11 protein-coding genes are annotated in these 16,785 nt (G+C 37.7%); 6 read left to right on the top strand and 5 right to left on the bottom strand.

Going from position 1 to position 16,785, the window contains the following annotated elements; genetic code table 11:
• Positions 1-80: 80 nt before the first annotated feature.
• Entirely contained in the window at positions 81-2,669 is a 2,589-nt protein-coding gene (locus C6H22_RS06190; protein WP_104694457.1) for an ATP-dependent Clp protease ATP-binding subunit, read from the bottom strand.
• 398 nt (positions 2,670-3,067) lie between these two features.
• Here C6H22_RS06190 and purD point away from each other — a divergent pair, with 398 nt between their 5' ends.
• From purD to ciaB, 6 genes are read left to right on the top strand one after another with little or no spacing between them, the layout of a single operon-like run.
• A complete protein-coding gene (purD, locus tag C6H22_RS06185; protein ID WP_104694456.1) occupies positions 3,068-4,408 on the top strand; it encodes a phosphoribosylamine--glycine ligase in 1,341 nt (446 codons plus the stop codon).
• Positions 4,409-4,418: 10 nt separating this feature from the next.
• Complete coding sequence (locus C6H22_RS06180; protein ID WP_104694455.1) at positions 4,419-4,880, top strand: RDD family protein; 462 nt, start codon at positions 4,419-4,421, stop codon at positions 4,878-4,880.
• Entirely contained in the window at positions 4,881-7,088 is a 2,208-nt protein-coding gene (locus tag C6H22_RS06175; protein ID WP_104694454.1) for an LPS-assembly protein LptD, read from the top strand.
• Between the two features lie 24 nt (positions 7,089-7,112).
• On the top strand, positions 7,113-7,796 hold the full coding sequence (locus C6H22_RS06170; RefSeq protein ID WP_104694453.1) for a phosphoribosyltransferase: 684 nt from the start codon (positions 7,113-7,115) through the stop codon (positions 7,794-7,796).
• Positions 7,786-9,873 carry a polyribonucleotide nucleotidyltransferase gene (locus C6H22_RS06165; protein ID WP_104694452.1) on the top strand — a complete coding sequence of 696 codons (2,088 nt, stop codon included), beginning with the start codon at positions 7,786-7,788 and terminating at the stop codon, positions 9,871-9,873. The genes C6H22_RS06170 and C6H22_RS06165 overlap by 11 nt, the downstream gene beginning before the upstream one ends.
• Before the next feature lie 50 nt (positions 9,874-9,923).
• A complete protein-coding gene (gene ciaB, locus C6H22_RS06160) occupies positions 9,924-11,921 on the top strand; it encodes an invasion protein CiaB (RefSeq protein WP_104694451.1) in 1,998 nt (665 codons plus the stop codon).
• A 15-nt stretch (positions 11,922-11,936) separates the two neighbouring features.
• Here ciaB and C6H22_RS06155 read toward each other — a convergent pair whose 3' ends face one another.
• The 4 genes from C6H22_RS06155 to C6H22_RS06140 are packed head-to-tail and all read right to left on the bottom strand — an operon-like array spanning position 11,937 to position 16,763.
• On the bottom strand, positions 11,937-13,361 hold the full coding sequence (locus tag C6H22_RS06155) for an ABC transporter ATP-binding protein (protein ID WP_104694450.1): 1,425 nt from the start codon (positions 13,359-13,361) through the stop codon (positions 11,937-11,939).
• A 26-nt stretch (positions 13,362-13,387) separates the two neighbouring features.
• Positions 13,388-14,239, bottom strand: coding sequence for a nickel ABC transporter permease subunit NikC (nikC, locus tag C6H22_RS06150; protein ID WP_233707073.1), 852 nt, complete (start codon positions 14,237-14,239; stop codon positions 13,388-13,390).
• Complete coding sequence (locus tag C6H22_RS06145) at positions 14,236-15,180, bottom strand: ABC transporter permease subunit (RefSeq protein ID WP_104694449.1); 945 nt, start codon at positions 15,178-15,180, stop codon at positions 14,236-14,238. Before C6H22_RS06145 ends, nikC begins: the two co-directional genes overlap by 4 nt.
• Entirely contained in the window at positions 15,177-16,763 is a 1,587-nt protein-coding gene (locus tag C6H22_RS06140) for an ABC transporter substrate-binding protein (RefSeq protein ID WP_233707072.1), read from the bottom strand. Before C6H22_RS06140 ends, C6H22_RS06145 begins: the two co-directional genes overlap by 4 nt.
• Positions 16,764-16,785 lie beyond the last annotated feature (22 nt).

The raw sequence follows: 16,785 nt of genomic DNA, 5'->3' as shown, positions 1-16,785 counted from the left end.
TATTCCTATGCCTTATATGGTGAAATTTATGGGTATTATATCATACAATATGTGTTATTAAGCCTTACCCACAGCTTAAGCTATGAGTAAATGGCTTGAATATATTCGTGATTATCGCTATCTTTTTCAAGCACAAATTGCACTTTTGAACCTTCTTTGAGTTTGTCTTCTAAGATAAGTTCAGCAAGTTTGTCTTCTATCTCTTCATAAAGGGCGCGTTTGAGTGGTCTAGCGCCATAGATAGGATCAAATCCTGCATTAGCGATAAAGGCTTTTGCCTCATCGCTTAGCGATATTTGGATACCTTTTTGTCCTGCGACTTGTGCAATTTGTGCAAACATAATATCCACAATACCCATAATATCTTTGAATTCTAGTGGATTAAAGATCACAACATCATCAAGTCTATTTAAAAACTCCGGTTTAAAGTAGCCTTTTAGCAAATCACGCACCGCATTTTCACGATCGCTTTTATCATGCAATTGTAGAATCTTATCGCTCCCTATGTTGCTTGTAAGGATGATGATTGTGTTTGAAAAATCTACCACAACACCTTTATTGTCTGTTAATCGTCCATCATCAAGCACTTGCAAGAGGATATTAAACACATCAGGGTGTGCTTTTTCAATTTCATCAAAAAGCACTACACTATAAGGTTTGCGTCTAATAGCTTCTGTGAGTTGACCACCTTCTTCATATCCTACATAGCCTGGTGCTGCACCCACGAGACGACTTACAGAGTGTTTTTCCATGTATTCACTCATATCAATTCGCACGAGATTTTTTGGGCTATCAAAGAGAAAATTCGCCAAACTCTTAGCACTTTGTGTTTTTCCAACTCCTGTAGGTCCTAGAAACAAAAAGCTTCCTATAGGGCGATTTGGCGCACTTAATCCAGCCTTGTTGCGTTTAATAGCGCGTGCAATAGCATGTATCGCTTCTGCTTGTCCTACCACACTTTTTGCTAATTCATCTTCTATGCCCAAAATTCGCTCTTTTTGGCTTTGGAGCATTTTTTTGATAGGGATTTGTGTCCATCGACTTACAATACCTGCTATAATTTCCTCTGTTACAGCATTTTTTAGCAATGTGCCTTGTTTTAGCATTGTATCCCATTTTTCTTGGAGTTTTTTCTCTTCTTCTTGGATTTGAGGGATTTTGCCATAATCAATTTCAGCAGCTTTATTATAATCCCCATTGCGTTTGGCAATCTCTGATTGACTTTGGAGTGAATCTAGCTGCGTTTTTAGTTCTGCAATTTGTCTAAATACCTCTTTTTCATTTTCAAATTGTCCCTCTAAAGTGCGTTTTTCTTCATTATAATTTGCCAAATATTGCTCAATTTCTTTCAAGCGTGTGGCATTGTTTTTGTCTTTTTCCATATTGAGTGCTTGTTTTTCTACCTCAAGACTTTGAATCTGTCGCTTAATTTTACTAAGCTCATAAGGTTCAGATTCTATTTGCATTTTGAGTTCGGCTGCACCCTCATCAATGAGATCAATAGCTTTATCAGGCAAAAATCTATCAGGAATATAGCGTTGAGAAAGTTTAACTGCCGCTACAAGTGCTGAATCTGTAATGCTTACATTATGATGTGCTTCAAGTTTTTGCTTAATACCGCGCAAGATTTGTAATGCTTCATTGGTATTTGGCTCATTAAGCGTGATGGGTTGAAATCGCCTTGTAAGTGCGGCATCTTTTTCAAAATACTTGCGGTATTCCTTGAGCGTTGTTGCACCTATAGTATGGAGTTCTCCACGTGCGAGGGCAGGTTTTAGGATATTTGCGGCATCCATACTACCTTCGCTTGCTCCAGCTCCTACAATTGTGTGAATCTCATCAATAAAAAGTATGATATTTCCAGCTTTTTTGACTTCATTAATAACTGCTTTTAGTCGCTCCTCAAATTCTCCGCGATATTTTGCTCCAGCGATGAGCGCACTCATATCTAGGGCAATGACACGCTTATTTTGCAAAGACAAAGGTACGGATTTTGCCACGATTTTTTGAGCTAAACCCTCCACTGCAGCGGTTTTTCCCACTCCGGGTTCTCCAAGTAAGATAGGATTATTTTTGGTTTTACGAATTAGAATCTGCATCATTGCTGTGATTTCTTCATCGCGCCCTATCACGGGATCTATAGCATTTTTAAGTGCTTTTTGTGTGAGATCAATACCATATTTTTCAAGAGATTCAAAATTAGAATCATCATTTTGATCAGTGATTTTTGTCCCTGCACGAATAGATTCAAGCGTTTTTTTTAGCTCACTGCTATCAAGATATTTGCCAAAAATTTCTTTATATACAGAATCTGTAAGATTGGCGATGATAAAGTTATCTACCGCAATATAAGAGTCGCCATTTCTTGTCGCCTCACCTTGCGCCTTTGCAAGTGCATCACTAAGGTTTTTTGATATGCTTAGATTCTCTTTTGCTACGCTAGAAGATTTGGGTAGCTTATCTGCTACGCTACGTGCCTCTAGTTCTATAGGAGCTTTATTGATATTGAGCTTATTTAGGGCTTGATTGAGCACAGATTGGGTATTTGTGAGTAATGCCCAAAACATATGTGCCATATTTATTTCTTGATTTTGGTTATGGAGCGCAAGAGCTGCTGCACTATCTAGTGTTTCTTTGAGTTGGTTTGTGAGTTTTTCAAAAATGTTCATGATACTCTCCTTATAATCTTAAGTTATATGGCATTATATAAGTTTAGTCATTTAATGTCAAGTTTATTTATAAAAATAGACATAATTTTATGATTTTTTGAGATAATCTAGCCCAAGATTCAGCCCACAATTCTTTATAAGTTTTTAAATCTATATACTTTATAATTCCATTCGCCTAGGTAACGCGCTTTTCTCACATAAATAACCGCAAGTCTGTTACTAAAAAAGCTTGTTGGGATATGTAGTATTGTATGTGTGTTTTGGTATTTTCGTTTGTAGCCTTGCAAGGTGAGAATCTGCCCCTAATTATGATCTCTTATCTCTGTATTTTTACTTTTTTAGGCTTTGTTACATTTAGAGTAACGCTTATCTGGGTTACAATCATACAAAGGTTTTTCATGCAAACACAGAGGATTCTCATTCTTGGTAATGGCGGTAGAGAGTATTCAATAGGATTGTGTCTTTCGCAAGATTTACGAGTGGAAGCACTATATTTTGCACCCGGAAATGGTGCTACATTGTTGCTTGGCAAAAACATTACTTATGATGACAATCACGATCTTGTGCGTATTTGTAAGGAATTAGATGTTACACTTGTGGTTGTAGGTCCAGAAGAACCACTAACTAAAGGCGTGAGTAATGTGTTGAGGACAAATGGCATTAGGGTTTTTGGTCCTAGTGCTAAGGCTGCCCAACTTGAGGGCTCTAAGGCATTTATGAAAGATTTTGCTATGCGGCATAATATCCCCACAGCACGCTATATTAAAAGTAGTGATTTTGTGCAAATCAAAGAATTTATAACAACCTTGACACCCCCTATCGTGTTAAAGGCTGATGGCTTATGTGCAGGTAAGGGTGTGATTATCGCACAAGATGTAGATGAGGCGTTAGAAAATGCTTCAAAAATGCTTAGCGGGGAGTTATTTGGTGAAGCTGGAAAAATGCTTGTGGTTGAAGAGTATTTAGATGGCTTTGAGCTTTCTGTATTTGCACTAAGTGATGGAAAATCCTCTTTATTACTTAATCCTGCACAAGATCACAAACGACTTTTGGATAATGATGAAGGTCCAAATACTGGTGGAATGGGTGCTTATACGCCAACGCCAATGTGCGATGAGAAGCTTTTTGGGGAAATACAGACAAACATTATGCAAAGAGCTATCGATGGTATGGCACTTGATGGTATGCCTTTTTGTGGGGTGCTATTTGGCGGGATTATGGTGGTGCGTAAAGAAGGAAAACTTACACCATATCTCTTGGAATTTAATGTGCGTTTTGGTGATCCTGAATGCGAGGTGCTTTTGCCATCTCTTGAGACACCATTGCTAGATTTATTACTTGCTTCAGATTTGGGGACATTGCAAGTGCGATTTAAGAATACTTATAGCGTGGGAGTAGTGCTTGCATCTAAGACATATCCTTATACTAAAAGTGAGGCTAAGCCTATTTTTATCAAGGATTTTGACAACACATTAGGACATATTTCTTTTGCTGGAGTAGAGATAAATACACAGCATAGCACAGATTCTTATACTAGTGATAAAAAGTTGAGTTTTGCTGATGTGCAAAATGGCGCACTTTTAGCAACAGGCGGGCGTGTGCTTGTTAGCGTGGGTGTGGGTAACACTCTCATACAAGCACGAGGAAATGCTTATAAAATTATAGAATCTATCCATTTTGAAGGTATGCAATATCGCAGTGATATTGCTATGCGTGGCATTAGATTTTTAAATTCATAAGAGATAGGGTATGGATACAAAGATTGAGCAATTACTAGAACGCGAGGATTTAAGCCTTGCGTCATTACAAGCTAGAATGGTGGCCTATATCCTAGATCTTTGTATTTTGGGCGTAGCGATATCGTTTATTTTTTGGGAAGAACTTATAACCATACAGGTTGCCTTAGATTCTGGAAAGATTTTAGGCGATATGATGGCAACACTTACACTATGGGTCTTTGTTTTTTACATAGTCTATGAGGTGCTTTTTTGTATGCTCTATGGTGCGACATTGGGCAAGATAGTGATGAAGATTCGTATTATTAGCATAGATTTTGTGGATAAACCCTTATTTTTTCAAGCCTTCACACGAGCATTGCTTAAATACATAGGAAGCAATATTTTTTATCTTAGTTATCTACCAGCCTTTGGCGATGTGTTTAGACGCACATTGCACGATAAGATTCCAAAAACTCTTGTGATAAGTAATTAAATGCGTTTTAGGTATATTGTATTTGTATGCGTTTTTGCTCTTAATGCCTACGCTACAGAATTACAGGATAAAAAAAGGATTTTTGAACTCTCTGCCAATAACGTAACCTCACATGGCAATGTTGTGATTGCCAAAGATAATGCCTTTATGCTTAGTGAAGATGTGTATATGTATGCAGATACAATTACATATGATCGTGAGAAAGAGAGTGCTATGCTAGAGGGTAATGTCAGAATCTATCGTGGCGATAGTCTTTTTGTGGATGCAACAAGGGTAGATATGAATCTTAAGACTAAACACACAATATTGCAACCCGCATATGTGCAAAATAGTGATGGTATGTGGTTTTTTGGGCAAGAAATTCAAAATACAGATAAGATTTATACTTTTAAGCAAGCTGTCATTTCGGGTTGTGATGTGCAATTTCCAATTTGGCATATAAAAGCGAGTTCAGGGCGTTATGATTCCCAAAAAGAATATGTGAGTGCTTGGAATTCTAGGCTATATTTTGGATCTACACCTCTTTTTTATCTTCCTTATTTTGCTTTTCCTTCTTCTACAGATCGAAAAAGCGGATTGCTCCCTCCAGAATTTGGTAATACAAGTAGGGAAGGTTTTGTATATATCCAGCCTGTGTATGTTGCACCATATAAACAATGGGATCTTACATTATCTCCACAAATTCGTGTGACACGAGGATATGGTGGTAATGCAGAATTTAGAATCGCTGATGAAAAAAATAACATAGCAAGTTTTAACATTGGGTCATTTCATCAATACAATGAATATGTTCAAAAATACAATCTCTTAAATAAAGAAATTTTTGGTTTTGAGGTGGAGTATTCACGAGCAGGGGTACTTCAAGCGCTTTTTAAAAATTATAAAGATCATTTTTATACCTCAGTTATGTATATGAATGATTTGGAATATAAAAGACTCCAAAAACTTAATGGGACTTATAGCACACGCTTACATACTTCAAGGATTAATTACTTTGGACAAAGCGATAATCATTATGTTGGTATATATTTTAAATATTTCTCAAATCTCGCACAAGAGAGTAATGCAAACACATTCCAAACACTCCCCAATCTACAATATCACCACTCTTTAGACACACTTTTTAGTAAATATTTGTATTATGCTTTTGATGTGCAGAGCAAAAATATTACGCGTTCAGTGGGGTATACATATTGGCAAAATTCTATTAATATGCCAATAGGCGCGAACATATCAATTTTTAATGATTATGTGAATCTTAATGCCAAGCTTGATATGTTTGCAAGTAATGTATCACTCAATAAAGCCCAAGATGTGCTTGATCCTGCCACAAACAATAGCGTAGAGCGCAGTATGCAGTATGCCTATGTTAATTATGAAGTGGGAGTAAATTCTGATGTAGCCAAAGCATATAAGTATTTTTTTCACACTATGCATCTTGAGGGAATTTTTAGCGCTCCAACCTATCGCTATACTTCAGATGCACTAAGTAACCAAGTCTATGATGTTTATAGTGCGCTTGCTCAAACTATGAGTTCTGCTGCCTTAGAGGCGTATTGGAATCCAAATGAGATTATTGATTTTGGAAGCGCACAGACAAAACTTGATCTCAAATTTTCAAATTATTTTTATAATACCAAGGGTAGGGAATTATTGTTTTATCGCGTATACCAAAGGATTTATACCCAAAATCAACTTCTTACCCAAAACCAATCTTTGCGTCAAGAATTTGGTCTAAGTCCTTTTGATTCTCTCACGCTAACAACTAATATTTTTTACTCTTATGTTGCCAAAACCTTTAATGAAGCCTCTATAACAGCAAGTTTCAATAACTTTGGTGTGCAATCAACACTTAATTATTTTTTTCAGATAAATTCTCAAGCAATTCAAAGTGGCACTTACAATGACACAAGAAAGAGAAGCGGTTTTTTGCGTGGGAGTCTTCGATATGACTTTGGATATTTTCAATTTAGTGGAAATGTAGGATATGATACACAAAATAATTATTTTAAAGATTGGAGTGTTGTCCTCTCTCGTGATATCCGTTGTTTTGGCGTTGCACTCAAGTTTGCTGCCGATGTGCGTCCGATATTGACTGCAAATGCTAGTAATCCTATCGAAACTATCGCTAATCAATACATTAAGATAGAATTTAGATTTGTGCCTCTTGCTGGAGTTGGATTTACGCAACGATTGCAACAACAATAATATAAAATCTATGAAAGGAGAGTTATGAAAAATACAATATTTGTCAATAGACAAGAAGCGTTGCAAAAGCTTGTAGATGTGCTTATGGTGCGAAACCTTGATTTTAGCCAAAGCGTGCTTTTAGCCACAAGCCTAGATGGAGCGTATTTTGCTGATGAGCTTGCAAAGATTCTAAAAATTCCCCTAGAATATCTATTTACCCAAACTCTCTGCGCTCCATTAAATCCAGAATGTCAGATTGCTATTGTGAGTGAAGAGCTTGATATCATCATGCATGAGAATCTTATCGATACATTTGGCATAAGCCTAGATTATGTTTATGGTGAAGCCAGAAGACAATATGAAGAGAGTATCATTCCTACGCGTTATCAATATCGTAAGGGTGAGTTACTTTCTTCTCTTAGGGGGCAAGATGTGCTTATTGTTGATCAAGGCATTGATACAGGCTTGACTGTGATGTGTGCGATTAAAACTTGTGTGAATCTCAATGCCAAAAGTATTAGGGTGGCTACGCCGATTTTACCCATGTGTGTGTATAAATCACTCAATGAAGTATGTGATGAAGTATTATGTGTGCAAAGCGTGGAGCATTTTGTGAATGTGGAGCATTACTACAAGGAATTACAACCACTTGAAAGCAAGGTGATTGAGGAGATTTTGGATAAACATTTGAGCTACAAAAGAAAGGATACAAACAATGAATCATAATGCAGTATGTGTAGAATTAGAAAACCTTAGTGAATCGTATGATTTTAGCAGTGTGGCACAAGCAAGTAATGGTTCGGTGCTGTATGCGAGTGGAGGTACTAGAATTTTGGCAAGTGTGTGCGTGCAAAGCAATAAAGTTGTTGAAGGAGATTTTATCCCTCTTAGTGTGCAATATATTCAAAAAGCATATGCGTGTGGAAAATTTCCATCTGGATTTATCAAGCGCGAAGGTAAGCCAAATGATTTTGAAATTCTAACCTCACGTCTGATTGATAGGAGTTTGCGCCCACTCTTTCCAAAAGGTTTTGGATATGTGACACATATTGTGGTGATGGTGCTAAGCTATGATGGCAAGAGTGATCTTGCATTAGGAGCACTGCATGCTGCAACAAGTGCGTTATATGTTTCAAATATCGGTATCAAGGGCATACCAAAAATGTGTGTAAGTGCTGTGCGACTTGGATTTGTAGACGAAACATTTATTGTTAATCCCACTAAAGACCAACGCGCTCAAAGCACGCTAGATCTCTTTGTGAGTGGAAAAGATGATGAGTTATTGATGATAGAAATGAATACAGACAATCATACAAGTGTTTTACCAGAATCTGTAGTAATGGAAGCACTTGAGATCGCAAAAGAGAGAATCAAAAAAGATTGCGCGTGTTTTAAGGAGGCATTCGCACCTTTTATCAAACCTTCATTAGAACTTGTGTTGCAAGAACAAGATTCTAAAGCCCTAGAATTTTTACAAAATTCGTGTGCCCAGTTAGTCAAAAACGCTATTACACAAGCTTCTAAAAGTGAGCGCGCCGATTTTTTTGATGAGATTATTGCTTATCTTGTAGCACAGGGCTATGAAGAAGAAGATGCCAAATATTCGCTTAGTGTGTATAAAAAGTCGCTTATGCGAGAAATGGTGTTGAAAGATAGTGTGCGTGCAGATGGGCGCAAACTTGATGAAGTTCGTCCTATTAGTATTGTGATGAATCCTTTGCCTTATGCACATGGTAGTGTGCTATTTACGCGAGGACAGACACAAGCTCTCGTGGTTTGTACCATAGGTGGTGATAATGATGCACAAAGCATTGAGCCACTTGGAGAAGTAGTAAAAAAAGATAAATTTTTATTCCATTATAACTTCCCAGCTTTTAGTGTGGGGGAAGTGGATATGATAGGCTCTGTAGGGCGTCGTGAGTTGGGACATGGAAATCTTGCGCGTAAGGCATTGCGATCGAGCCTAAAAGATTCACAACATAGCATTCGCCTTGTGTCTGAAATTTTAGAATCTAATGGGTCAAGCTCTATGGCGAGTGTGTGTGGTGGAAGTTTGGCATTACAAGCATGTGGTGTGCAAATGCATACACTTATCGCAGGTGTGGCTATGGGACTTGTGACACAAGGAGAGCAATATGCTATCTTGACTGATATTACAGGATTAGAGGATCATGATGGTGATATGGATTTTAAGGTTGCTGGAAATGAAGAGGGCATTAGTGCATTGCAAATGGATATAAAGCTTGGAGGGATCTCAAGTGAGATTCTCCACGATGTGCTTATGCAAGCAAAAAAAGCAAGAGCACATATTTTACATTTGATGCGCGAAGCACTCCAAGGTGTGGAGCCAAATTATGATGTCTTGCCAAAAGTAACGACTTTTCCTGTGAGCGTGCATAAAATGGTGGATATCATCGGTCAAGGAGGTAAAACCATTAAGGGTATTATTGAGCATTTTAATGTAAGCATCGATCTTGATAGAGAGCAGGGAAATGTGCATATACACGCTAATACAAAAGAAGATTTGCAAGGAGCTAAGCAATATATTTTAGATCTTGTGAGGGATGTAGATTTTGCAAGGTATCATAGCGGTATGCAATTTAGTGGCAAGATAAAAAAAGTTATGGATTTTGGGGCATTTGTGGAGTTGCCTCATGGAGGCGATGGGCTTTTGCATATCAGTAAATGCACAAGTGATAAGAGCAAAAAAATGAGTGAGATTCTAGGGCAAAGGCAAGAGATTCAATGCGAGATTGTAAGTGTAAATGGTCAAAAAGTCGAACTTAGAGCCGTAGATATTTAGAATATATAAAAGGGGACATATAAGTCTATAAACATTAAGAGAGTGTATATATGAGAAAAAATGAACACACAGAGCAATTCTTAGCAGATTTGGGCGAAGTGTATAGAATCTATGCAGAGAGTATGAAAGAGCACTATAGATTCTATGAAGTGGTGCAATGCATAGATTCTAGGCAAAGATCATCAGATTCACAGCAGCTTAAAGCTATGCAAAAGATACTATGCGATTTATGTGCGCAATTAGGAATAGAATCTACAAGAGAGCATTTTGTGGCACTTATAGAGCGGATTGTGAATTTACGAGAAGATTCTGTATTGGAAGTTTTAAAATCTCTGGGTAAATCGCGTGATGAGATTTTGTATGCACGAACGATCATGCTTGATTTTGTAAGTACATATTATACTAAGGCTCATACCAAAGTGCTACAAAACATAGAATCTAAACAGCTTCTTAGCCCATTTTATCGTGAGATTTTTGCGAGTGTGTATAGAGTTGGGCAATGTATGAATACATTTTTTACCTTATGGGATAGAGAGCTTATTTATGGGATTAATGAGCGTCTTAGTGAGATATTTTCATTTCAAGAGGCTTTAGAGAGATTGGAGCCCACAATGGAGCGTGATAGTGAAGATAAAAATGTTCAACGCACATATTCCTTGCCATGTATGCCTAATACAACACTTACAAAGGAGAGTGAATTTGTATGTGTGCCTTATATCAAGGCATTTCCTAAGGAAGTAGGAGCGATTATAGAGGCATTAGAGCAGAGTATCAAAAACCTTCAGTCTTTGCAAGATTCTATTTTTGATCGCAAACAGGCATATATTACATATCTTGATGCGCTAAAAAATGCGTGGAGTTGTGATGATAGCACGCAGCTTATAGAATCTTGGCGTGCGGTGGATTATGCGTGGATGGGTATTGATACGCCTGTGCAGATAGGGCATCCATTAGAGTATTATGAAGATATTTATCGACATGCAGTGGCGCCAGAATGGGATTTGCGTATTTGCACGCCAAACGATAATAAGGGTGTGTATGCACTCAATGTCGCCCACAACATACAAAATGCTTTTGATATGCTTGCCAAAAAGTTAGGGTATAACGCACGTAGTAGGGAGTTTGTCGAGCATAGTCTTAAGCAAAGCAGGATATATGAATCTATCCCACTTTTTTTCTTTGGTGCAGAAAATAATGGGCTTTTTAGCGCACAAGTGGTGCCAAATGATGAAGTTGTGAGTAAAAAAGAGGGTAAAAAAATTTTTGCCTTCCCTCTTCGTATCATTGCACAAGCGCGTGCTAAGCCTCAAATGCGTCTAAGCTATGAATTTTTTCCTAAAGCGTTTATTGCGCGTGGGCGTGAGATTTTAATTGACAACGAGCATTTGTGGCATAGCGTTTATGATATCAGCACCAATGGACACGAATTTGGGCATATTTTGTGGATTGATGAAAGTAGCGAAGAGGTGATGAATGCAAGTGGTGAATTTAAAAACATCGAAGAGTTTAAAGCCACAACCGGAGGGATTGTCGCATATTTGCTCGGTTCTAGCCCTATTGCAAAGATTTTACAAGATTATTTAGATGATATGCATTGCCTTGACATACAGCAGTGTGTAATAGCGATACAACAAAGCAGTCCTATACATCAGCAGATATGGGAAGCGGTATTTGATGATTGTATTAAACGAGCAGTGGGACTTATGGCGTGGAGAGAAAGCCTTGAGGTGCGCCCGTATTATTGTGAGGGAATTATCCATTTGCGTGGTATGTTTGAGAGTGGAGTGCTTAGTTTTGATGAAACCAAAAATTTTAGCAAACTTACCATACACCACGCACATTATGTGGAATTGGCGCTTTGGTATCTACGCACTTACATAGATCTTGCCACCCACTATCGTGATAAAAAAGATGCCAAGCTATGGTTAGAGCGATTTTGTATCAACCAACAATCCCAAGGTGTGCAAGTGCTATGCCAACAAAGTGCTAAACTTGTAGAACATTATTTTGTGCGTTATGTAGCTATTGGACAAGAAATCTATGAATAGGATCTTGTGCAAATATTAGGGAACAGAGAAAAATATAATTTGCTTACAAAGTCTATAGGCTAGGTAAAGATCGTGTGTGATACAAATAATAGTCGTTTCTTGGAGAGTATGAAGGAATTCTATAACTTCAAGTTGTAGTGCATAATCAAGTCCCGACAAACTCTCATCAAGGATAAGAATCCTTGGCTTTAGGAGTAGGGCACGCAAAAGACATACGCGTTGTAATTCTCCGCCAGATAACATATTTGGATATGCCCAAAGGATTTTATCAGAAAGTGCAAGTTGTGTGAGAAGTGGGGTGATATGCGCTAGTTGCGTAGATTTTTCTCGTATATTACAAAGATATATCAGTGGCTCGATAAGATTCTCAAAAATACATAGTGTAGGGTTTAGGGACGCTAGAGAATCTTGAAATAAAATTTGCACTTGTGTGTATAACTCTCGCCCAAATGTATGCAGAGGTTTAGAATCTAATATAATTTCCCCACTTTGAGGTATGAGGATTTTGCTTAGTAATTTTGCAAATGTGCTTTTACCACAACCACTAGGACCCACGATAGCGGTATGTATGCCTTCGTGCAACATACAATGAACATTATGAAGCACTTGGGTATGCACACATCGCAAAAACAAGTATTCTTTGTATGTATAATAAACCTCTTTTACCTGTAATATTGGCGGTTTTGTAGGCGTGTAGGCAGAGGGTTTGGATACTTTGGGAGGCAAGATAATATCCTCACGCTTACTAGTATATACTTTTCCTTTTTGGATTGTATAGAATCTATCCGCAAGACGCACTACTATACTCATATCATGTGTAACAAGCAATATTCCAATATGCTTTGTATCTCGTAGTTTTACAAGTGTAAAAAGAATCTCTTCTTGAGTATGTGTATCTAGGTTACTTGTTGGTTCATCAGCAAGTAAAAAGGGAGTTTCACGCAAAAGTGCGATGGCAATCATTGCGCGTTGAAGCATTCCTCCACTAAGCATAAAAGGATACGCATTAAGCACAGATTCTATATCTGTATCTCTAAAACCACTTTCCTTAAACACGTGATGTATATGATGTGTATCATAAGGCTTGTGCATAGCTTTTAGTGTCTCTTGGCAGTGAGATCGTATGCTAAAGAGCGGATTAAAATAGCTTTGAGGATTTTGGAGGATATGAGAAACATATGTAGAGGCATTGTGCATGGGGGAGTTATCAATTGATATGGTGCCACATAATTGTGTGAGATCAGATGATAGTGAGTTGCTAATAGCACGCATACACAGGGATTTACCACTACCACTTGCACCAAGCAATGCGGTGATAGCACCACGCGTGATACTAAGATCTATAGAATCTAGTAGTAGCGTATCATTAGCACACACGCTAAGGTTTTTAATATGAATTGCATTGCAAGTTTTTGTAAGATTATTACTATCATACTGCATGAATATTACTCATCATTGTTATAAGTCTATGTATGAGAGATTGGCATATCATAGTACGCACGCAACTTCTCTCCAATGATATTACACAGCGCTACACTAATAAATAACGCCCCTCCTGGATAAAGCATAAGTTGAGGGTAGCTCCATAAATAATCTTTGCTTTCACTAAGCATAATACCCCATTCTGCCATAGGTGCTTGCACACCAAGTCCGATAAAAGAGAGTGCGGCTATATGGAGCATCATATGCCCCAAATCCATACTTGCTAAAATCATACATTGACTAAGGACTGGTCGTAAGATATGGCGCCTAAAACTTTGGAATTGATTGCAACCATAACAGCTAGAAAGCACGATGTATTCTTTGTTCTTGAGGCTTAAGACAATGGATCGCACGATCCTAGCATACCAAGCCCAATGTGTGAGGATAATCGCAAGAATCACATTGACTAATCCCACACCAAGCACCCCCACAAAAAAGAGTGCAAGCACCAAGGTAGGCATACTTAACAACACATCGCACACTCGCATAATAACAGAATCTATCTTGCCTCCTACAAATCCACATAACCCACCAATACTAATACCAAGTATCACGATACAAGTAAGGATTATTGTGCTAGAACCTAATGAAATACGCATACCATGCAAGATTCGAGAGAAAATATCACGCCCTAAATGATCGCAACCAAATATATGGTCAAAGCTTATAGGTGCAAATTTTTGCGTGATATCAATAGCATTTGGATCATAGGGGGTAATATAGGGTGCAAATATAGCGAATAAGACAAATACAACAAATAGCATAGTGGTGATTATATTATGTGTGTGAGCAAAGAAAGATGTATGTCTATAAGGCGTGTAGGTATCATATTTCATTGCGCACCTTTAAAGTTTTTAGAGATTCTAGGATCAAGAAGGGCATACAGAATATCTGTAAGGATATTACAAAGCGTAAAAATCCCGCATAACACAAGCACAAAGCATTGGATAACAGGATAATCGTGATTAGTAACGGCTTGGATACTATAAAGCCCAATGCCTGGTATAGCAAAGATACTTTCAACCAACAAACAGCCTCCAATAAGTTCGCCAATATGCATACCAAATGCGGTAACAATGGGTATAAGCGCATTATAGAGGATATGTTTTGTGATAATCTTGTATCGTGGAATATCGCGAAGTGTGGCATATAAGATATGGTATTGTGTTCGCACCTGTAGCATATTTGCGCGTATGAGGCGTGCGTTGATGCAAATTGACATAAGTGCAATGCTTATTGTGGGCAAAATAAAGGATACAAGACTTCCATCACTTATTGCTGGTAACCATTGCAATGACACACAAAAAAATGCAATAAGTAAGAGTGCAAACCAAAAATTTGGCACACTCACACCAACAAGACAAAGAATCTGCAATGTCTTATCAAGCCATTTACCTTCATAGATAGCACTTAAGATTCCAAGTGGAATTGATAGTATAAGCGTAAGCATAAAGCCAAAAAATACGAGTAATAGTGTGTTTGGTAGATAATAAAAAAAATCTGCTCCTACATTTCTTCCATTCATATATGAGGTGCCAAAATCTCCTTTAAAAACGCCACCTAACCATACTATGTATTGTTCCAAAAGTGGCTTATGTAGCCCAAATTCCTCTGTGAGTTCTGCAATAAGTTGTGGGGTTTGTGGGATATGAGAGTTTAGCAAAAATTGTGTGACTGGATCTGTGCCACCCAAACGCAAAAATATAAAGATTGCAAATGAGGCAATAAGCAAGATAGGAATAAGGCTTAAAAGTCTTTTTATGATATATGCGCTCATTTATAGAATTCCCAAAATGGTATTTCATAGCTTAAAATACCCATTTGTATGCCTTTTATATCTTTGTTTGCAATGGCTTTGTTGCGTTGTGCTGTTAGTGGAATATAGATATAGCTTTGAGACAATAGACTAAGAATCTGCTGCAATAGAGCTTGTGCATTTTTGGAATGAGGATTTTGAGCCAAAAGCTTTGTGATTAGTGTCCGAATTGTATCGACATTTTCAAGTCCAGATTGTGCGCTAAAGTCTATATGACTTGGTGTAAGCATAGAATACAAAATACTTAAAGGTTCATAGGGCGCACCCCATGTATCATTAAAAGAGATTTCAAAATTACCATTTAATTGCCTGTTGCGATATATCGTCGGCTCACTAGCACTTAGGCTTAATTCAATACCAAGGCTTTGGAGCTCATAAGCAAGAATTTGGGCGAGCATTTTTTGGGCTGGACTATCGCCACTATAAAGCAATTCTATTTTTATGGGCGTTTGGAGCGTAGGATTTGCTTGTGTAAGCAAGGTTTTGGCTTTCTCTGTATCTGGTGTTTGACAAGATTGAGGGTTAAATTTATGTTGTATGGTTTGTGTATGTTGGGGTTGAGACTTAAAATTTGGAAGCTCATCACGCGTGATAAAAAGCCAATCGCTACAAGGTTGCATATCTCCATATACACCGCGGATTAATTCTTGTTTGTTGATGGCTGTAGCTATAGCCTCTCGCATATATGCAGGAAGCTTGTTAGAATTTAACACCAATGAAGTGATAAAGATTGGTTCTGAGAGATATGTTTTTAGATTCTTATCGTGCTGAATTTGTAAAAACATCTCAATAGGGATTATGTCATATCCATAGATAAGATCGATTTGTCCGCTTTTTAGGGCGCTAAGCTTTGTGTTGGGATCAAAAATAACACGCATAACAATCGTATCAAAATAGATTCCATTGTAATGATCTTTATCCCAATAATATGCATTTTTTGTGAAACTATCGCTAATACCAGGTTGTGAATCTACAAGCATATAGGGACCTGTTCCGATAGGTTTGGGGTCGTGTTTTATGAGATCAAGATCTGGAGGAAATGCACTAGGAGCCAAAAATCTAAATGGTCGTATGAGGGAGAGTTCATACAAGGTGGGAGCATAGGGATATTTTAAATGCAGTTTTATATGGAAATCATCGATTTTTTTTACAGAATCTAGTGCATGGATAAGTCCGCACCATGAATGTCTTACTCTATTTTTGAGGATAGATTCAAAGTTTAGCACCACCGCATCGGCATTAAAGCTTTCTCCATTGGAGAATTGCACACCCTCTCGCAAGGTAAATACATAGACTTTGTCATCGTTGCTAATCTCCCAAGATATTGCCAAAGAAGGGCTAAGCACACCATTTTTATCCAAACGCACTAATCCTTCATACAGCATATTTTGTGCAAACATTGCATTTGTGTTGTATCCTTGAGGATTGAGTGCGCCAACATTTTGGCTAATGGCTACTCGTAATATGTTTTGTGCAAAAAGATTATTACACATAAAGCACAAAAACAATAATATTGATGAGATTTTATAATGGGACACTCTCATAATAACTACTTTTCTATTTTAA

The organism is Helicobacter equorum (assembly GCF_900198655.1).
GTDB lineage: Bacteria > Campylobacterota > Campylobacteria > Campylobacterales > Helicobacteraceae > Helicobacter_F > Helicobacter_F equorum.
The sequence above is the reverse complement of the archived record's forward strand: the minus strand, read 5'-3'. Positions and strand labels throughout refer to the sequence as shown.

Coding starts and splice junctions, on each gene's coding strand:
- C6H22_RS06190 (WP_104694457.1), bottom strand. CDS start 2,669: ATGAACATTTTTGAAAAACTCACAAACCAACTCAAAGAAACACTAGAT.
- purD (WP_104694456.1), top strand. CDS start 3,068: ATGCAAACACAGAGGATTCTCATTCTTGGTAATGGCGGTAGAGAGTAT.
- C6H22_RS06180 (WP_104694455.1), top strand. CDS start 4,419: ATGGATACAAAGATTGAGCAATTACTAGAACGCGAGGATTTAAGCCTT.
- C6H22_RS06175 (WP_104694454.1), top strand. CDS start 4,881: ATGCGTTTTAGGTATATTGTATTTGTATGCGTTTTTGCTCTTAATGCC.
- C6H22_RS06170 (WP_104694453.1), top strand. CDS start 7,113: ATGAAAAATACAATATTTGTCAATAGACAAGAAGCGTTGCAAAAGCTT.
- C6H22_RS06165 (WP_104694452.1), top strand. CDS start 7,786: ATGAATCATAATGCAGTATGTGTAGAATTAGAAAACCTTAGTGAATCG.
- ciaB (WP_104694451.1), top strand. CDS start 9,924: ATGAGAAAAAATGAACACACAGAGCAATTCTTAGCAGATTTGGGCGAA.
- C6H22_RS06155 (WP_104694450.1), bottom strand. CDS start 13,361: ATGCAGTATGATAGTAATAATCTTACAAAAACTTGCAATGCAATTCAT.
- nikC (WP_233707073.1), bottom strand. CDS start 14,239: ATGAAATATGATACCTACACGCCTTATAGACATACATCTTTCTTTGCT.
- C6H22_RS06145 (WP_104694449.1), bottom strand. CDS start 15,180: ATGAGCGCATATATCATAAAAAGACTTTTAAGCCTTATTCCTATCTTG.
- C6H22_RS06140 (WP_233707072.1), bottom strand. CDS start 16,763: ATGAGAGTGTCCCATTATAAAATCTCATCAATATTATTGTTTTTGTGC.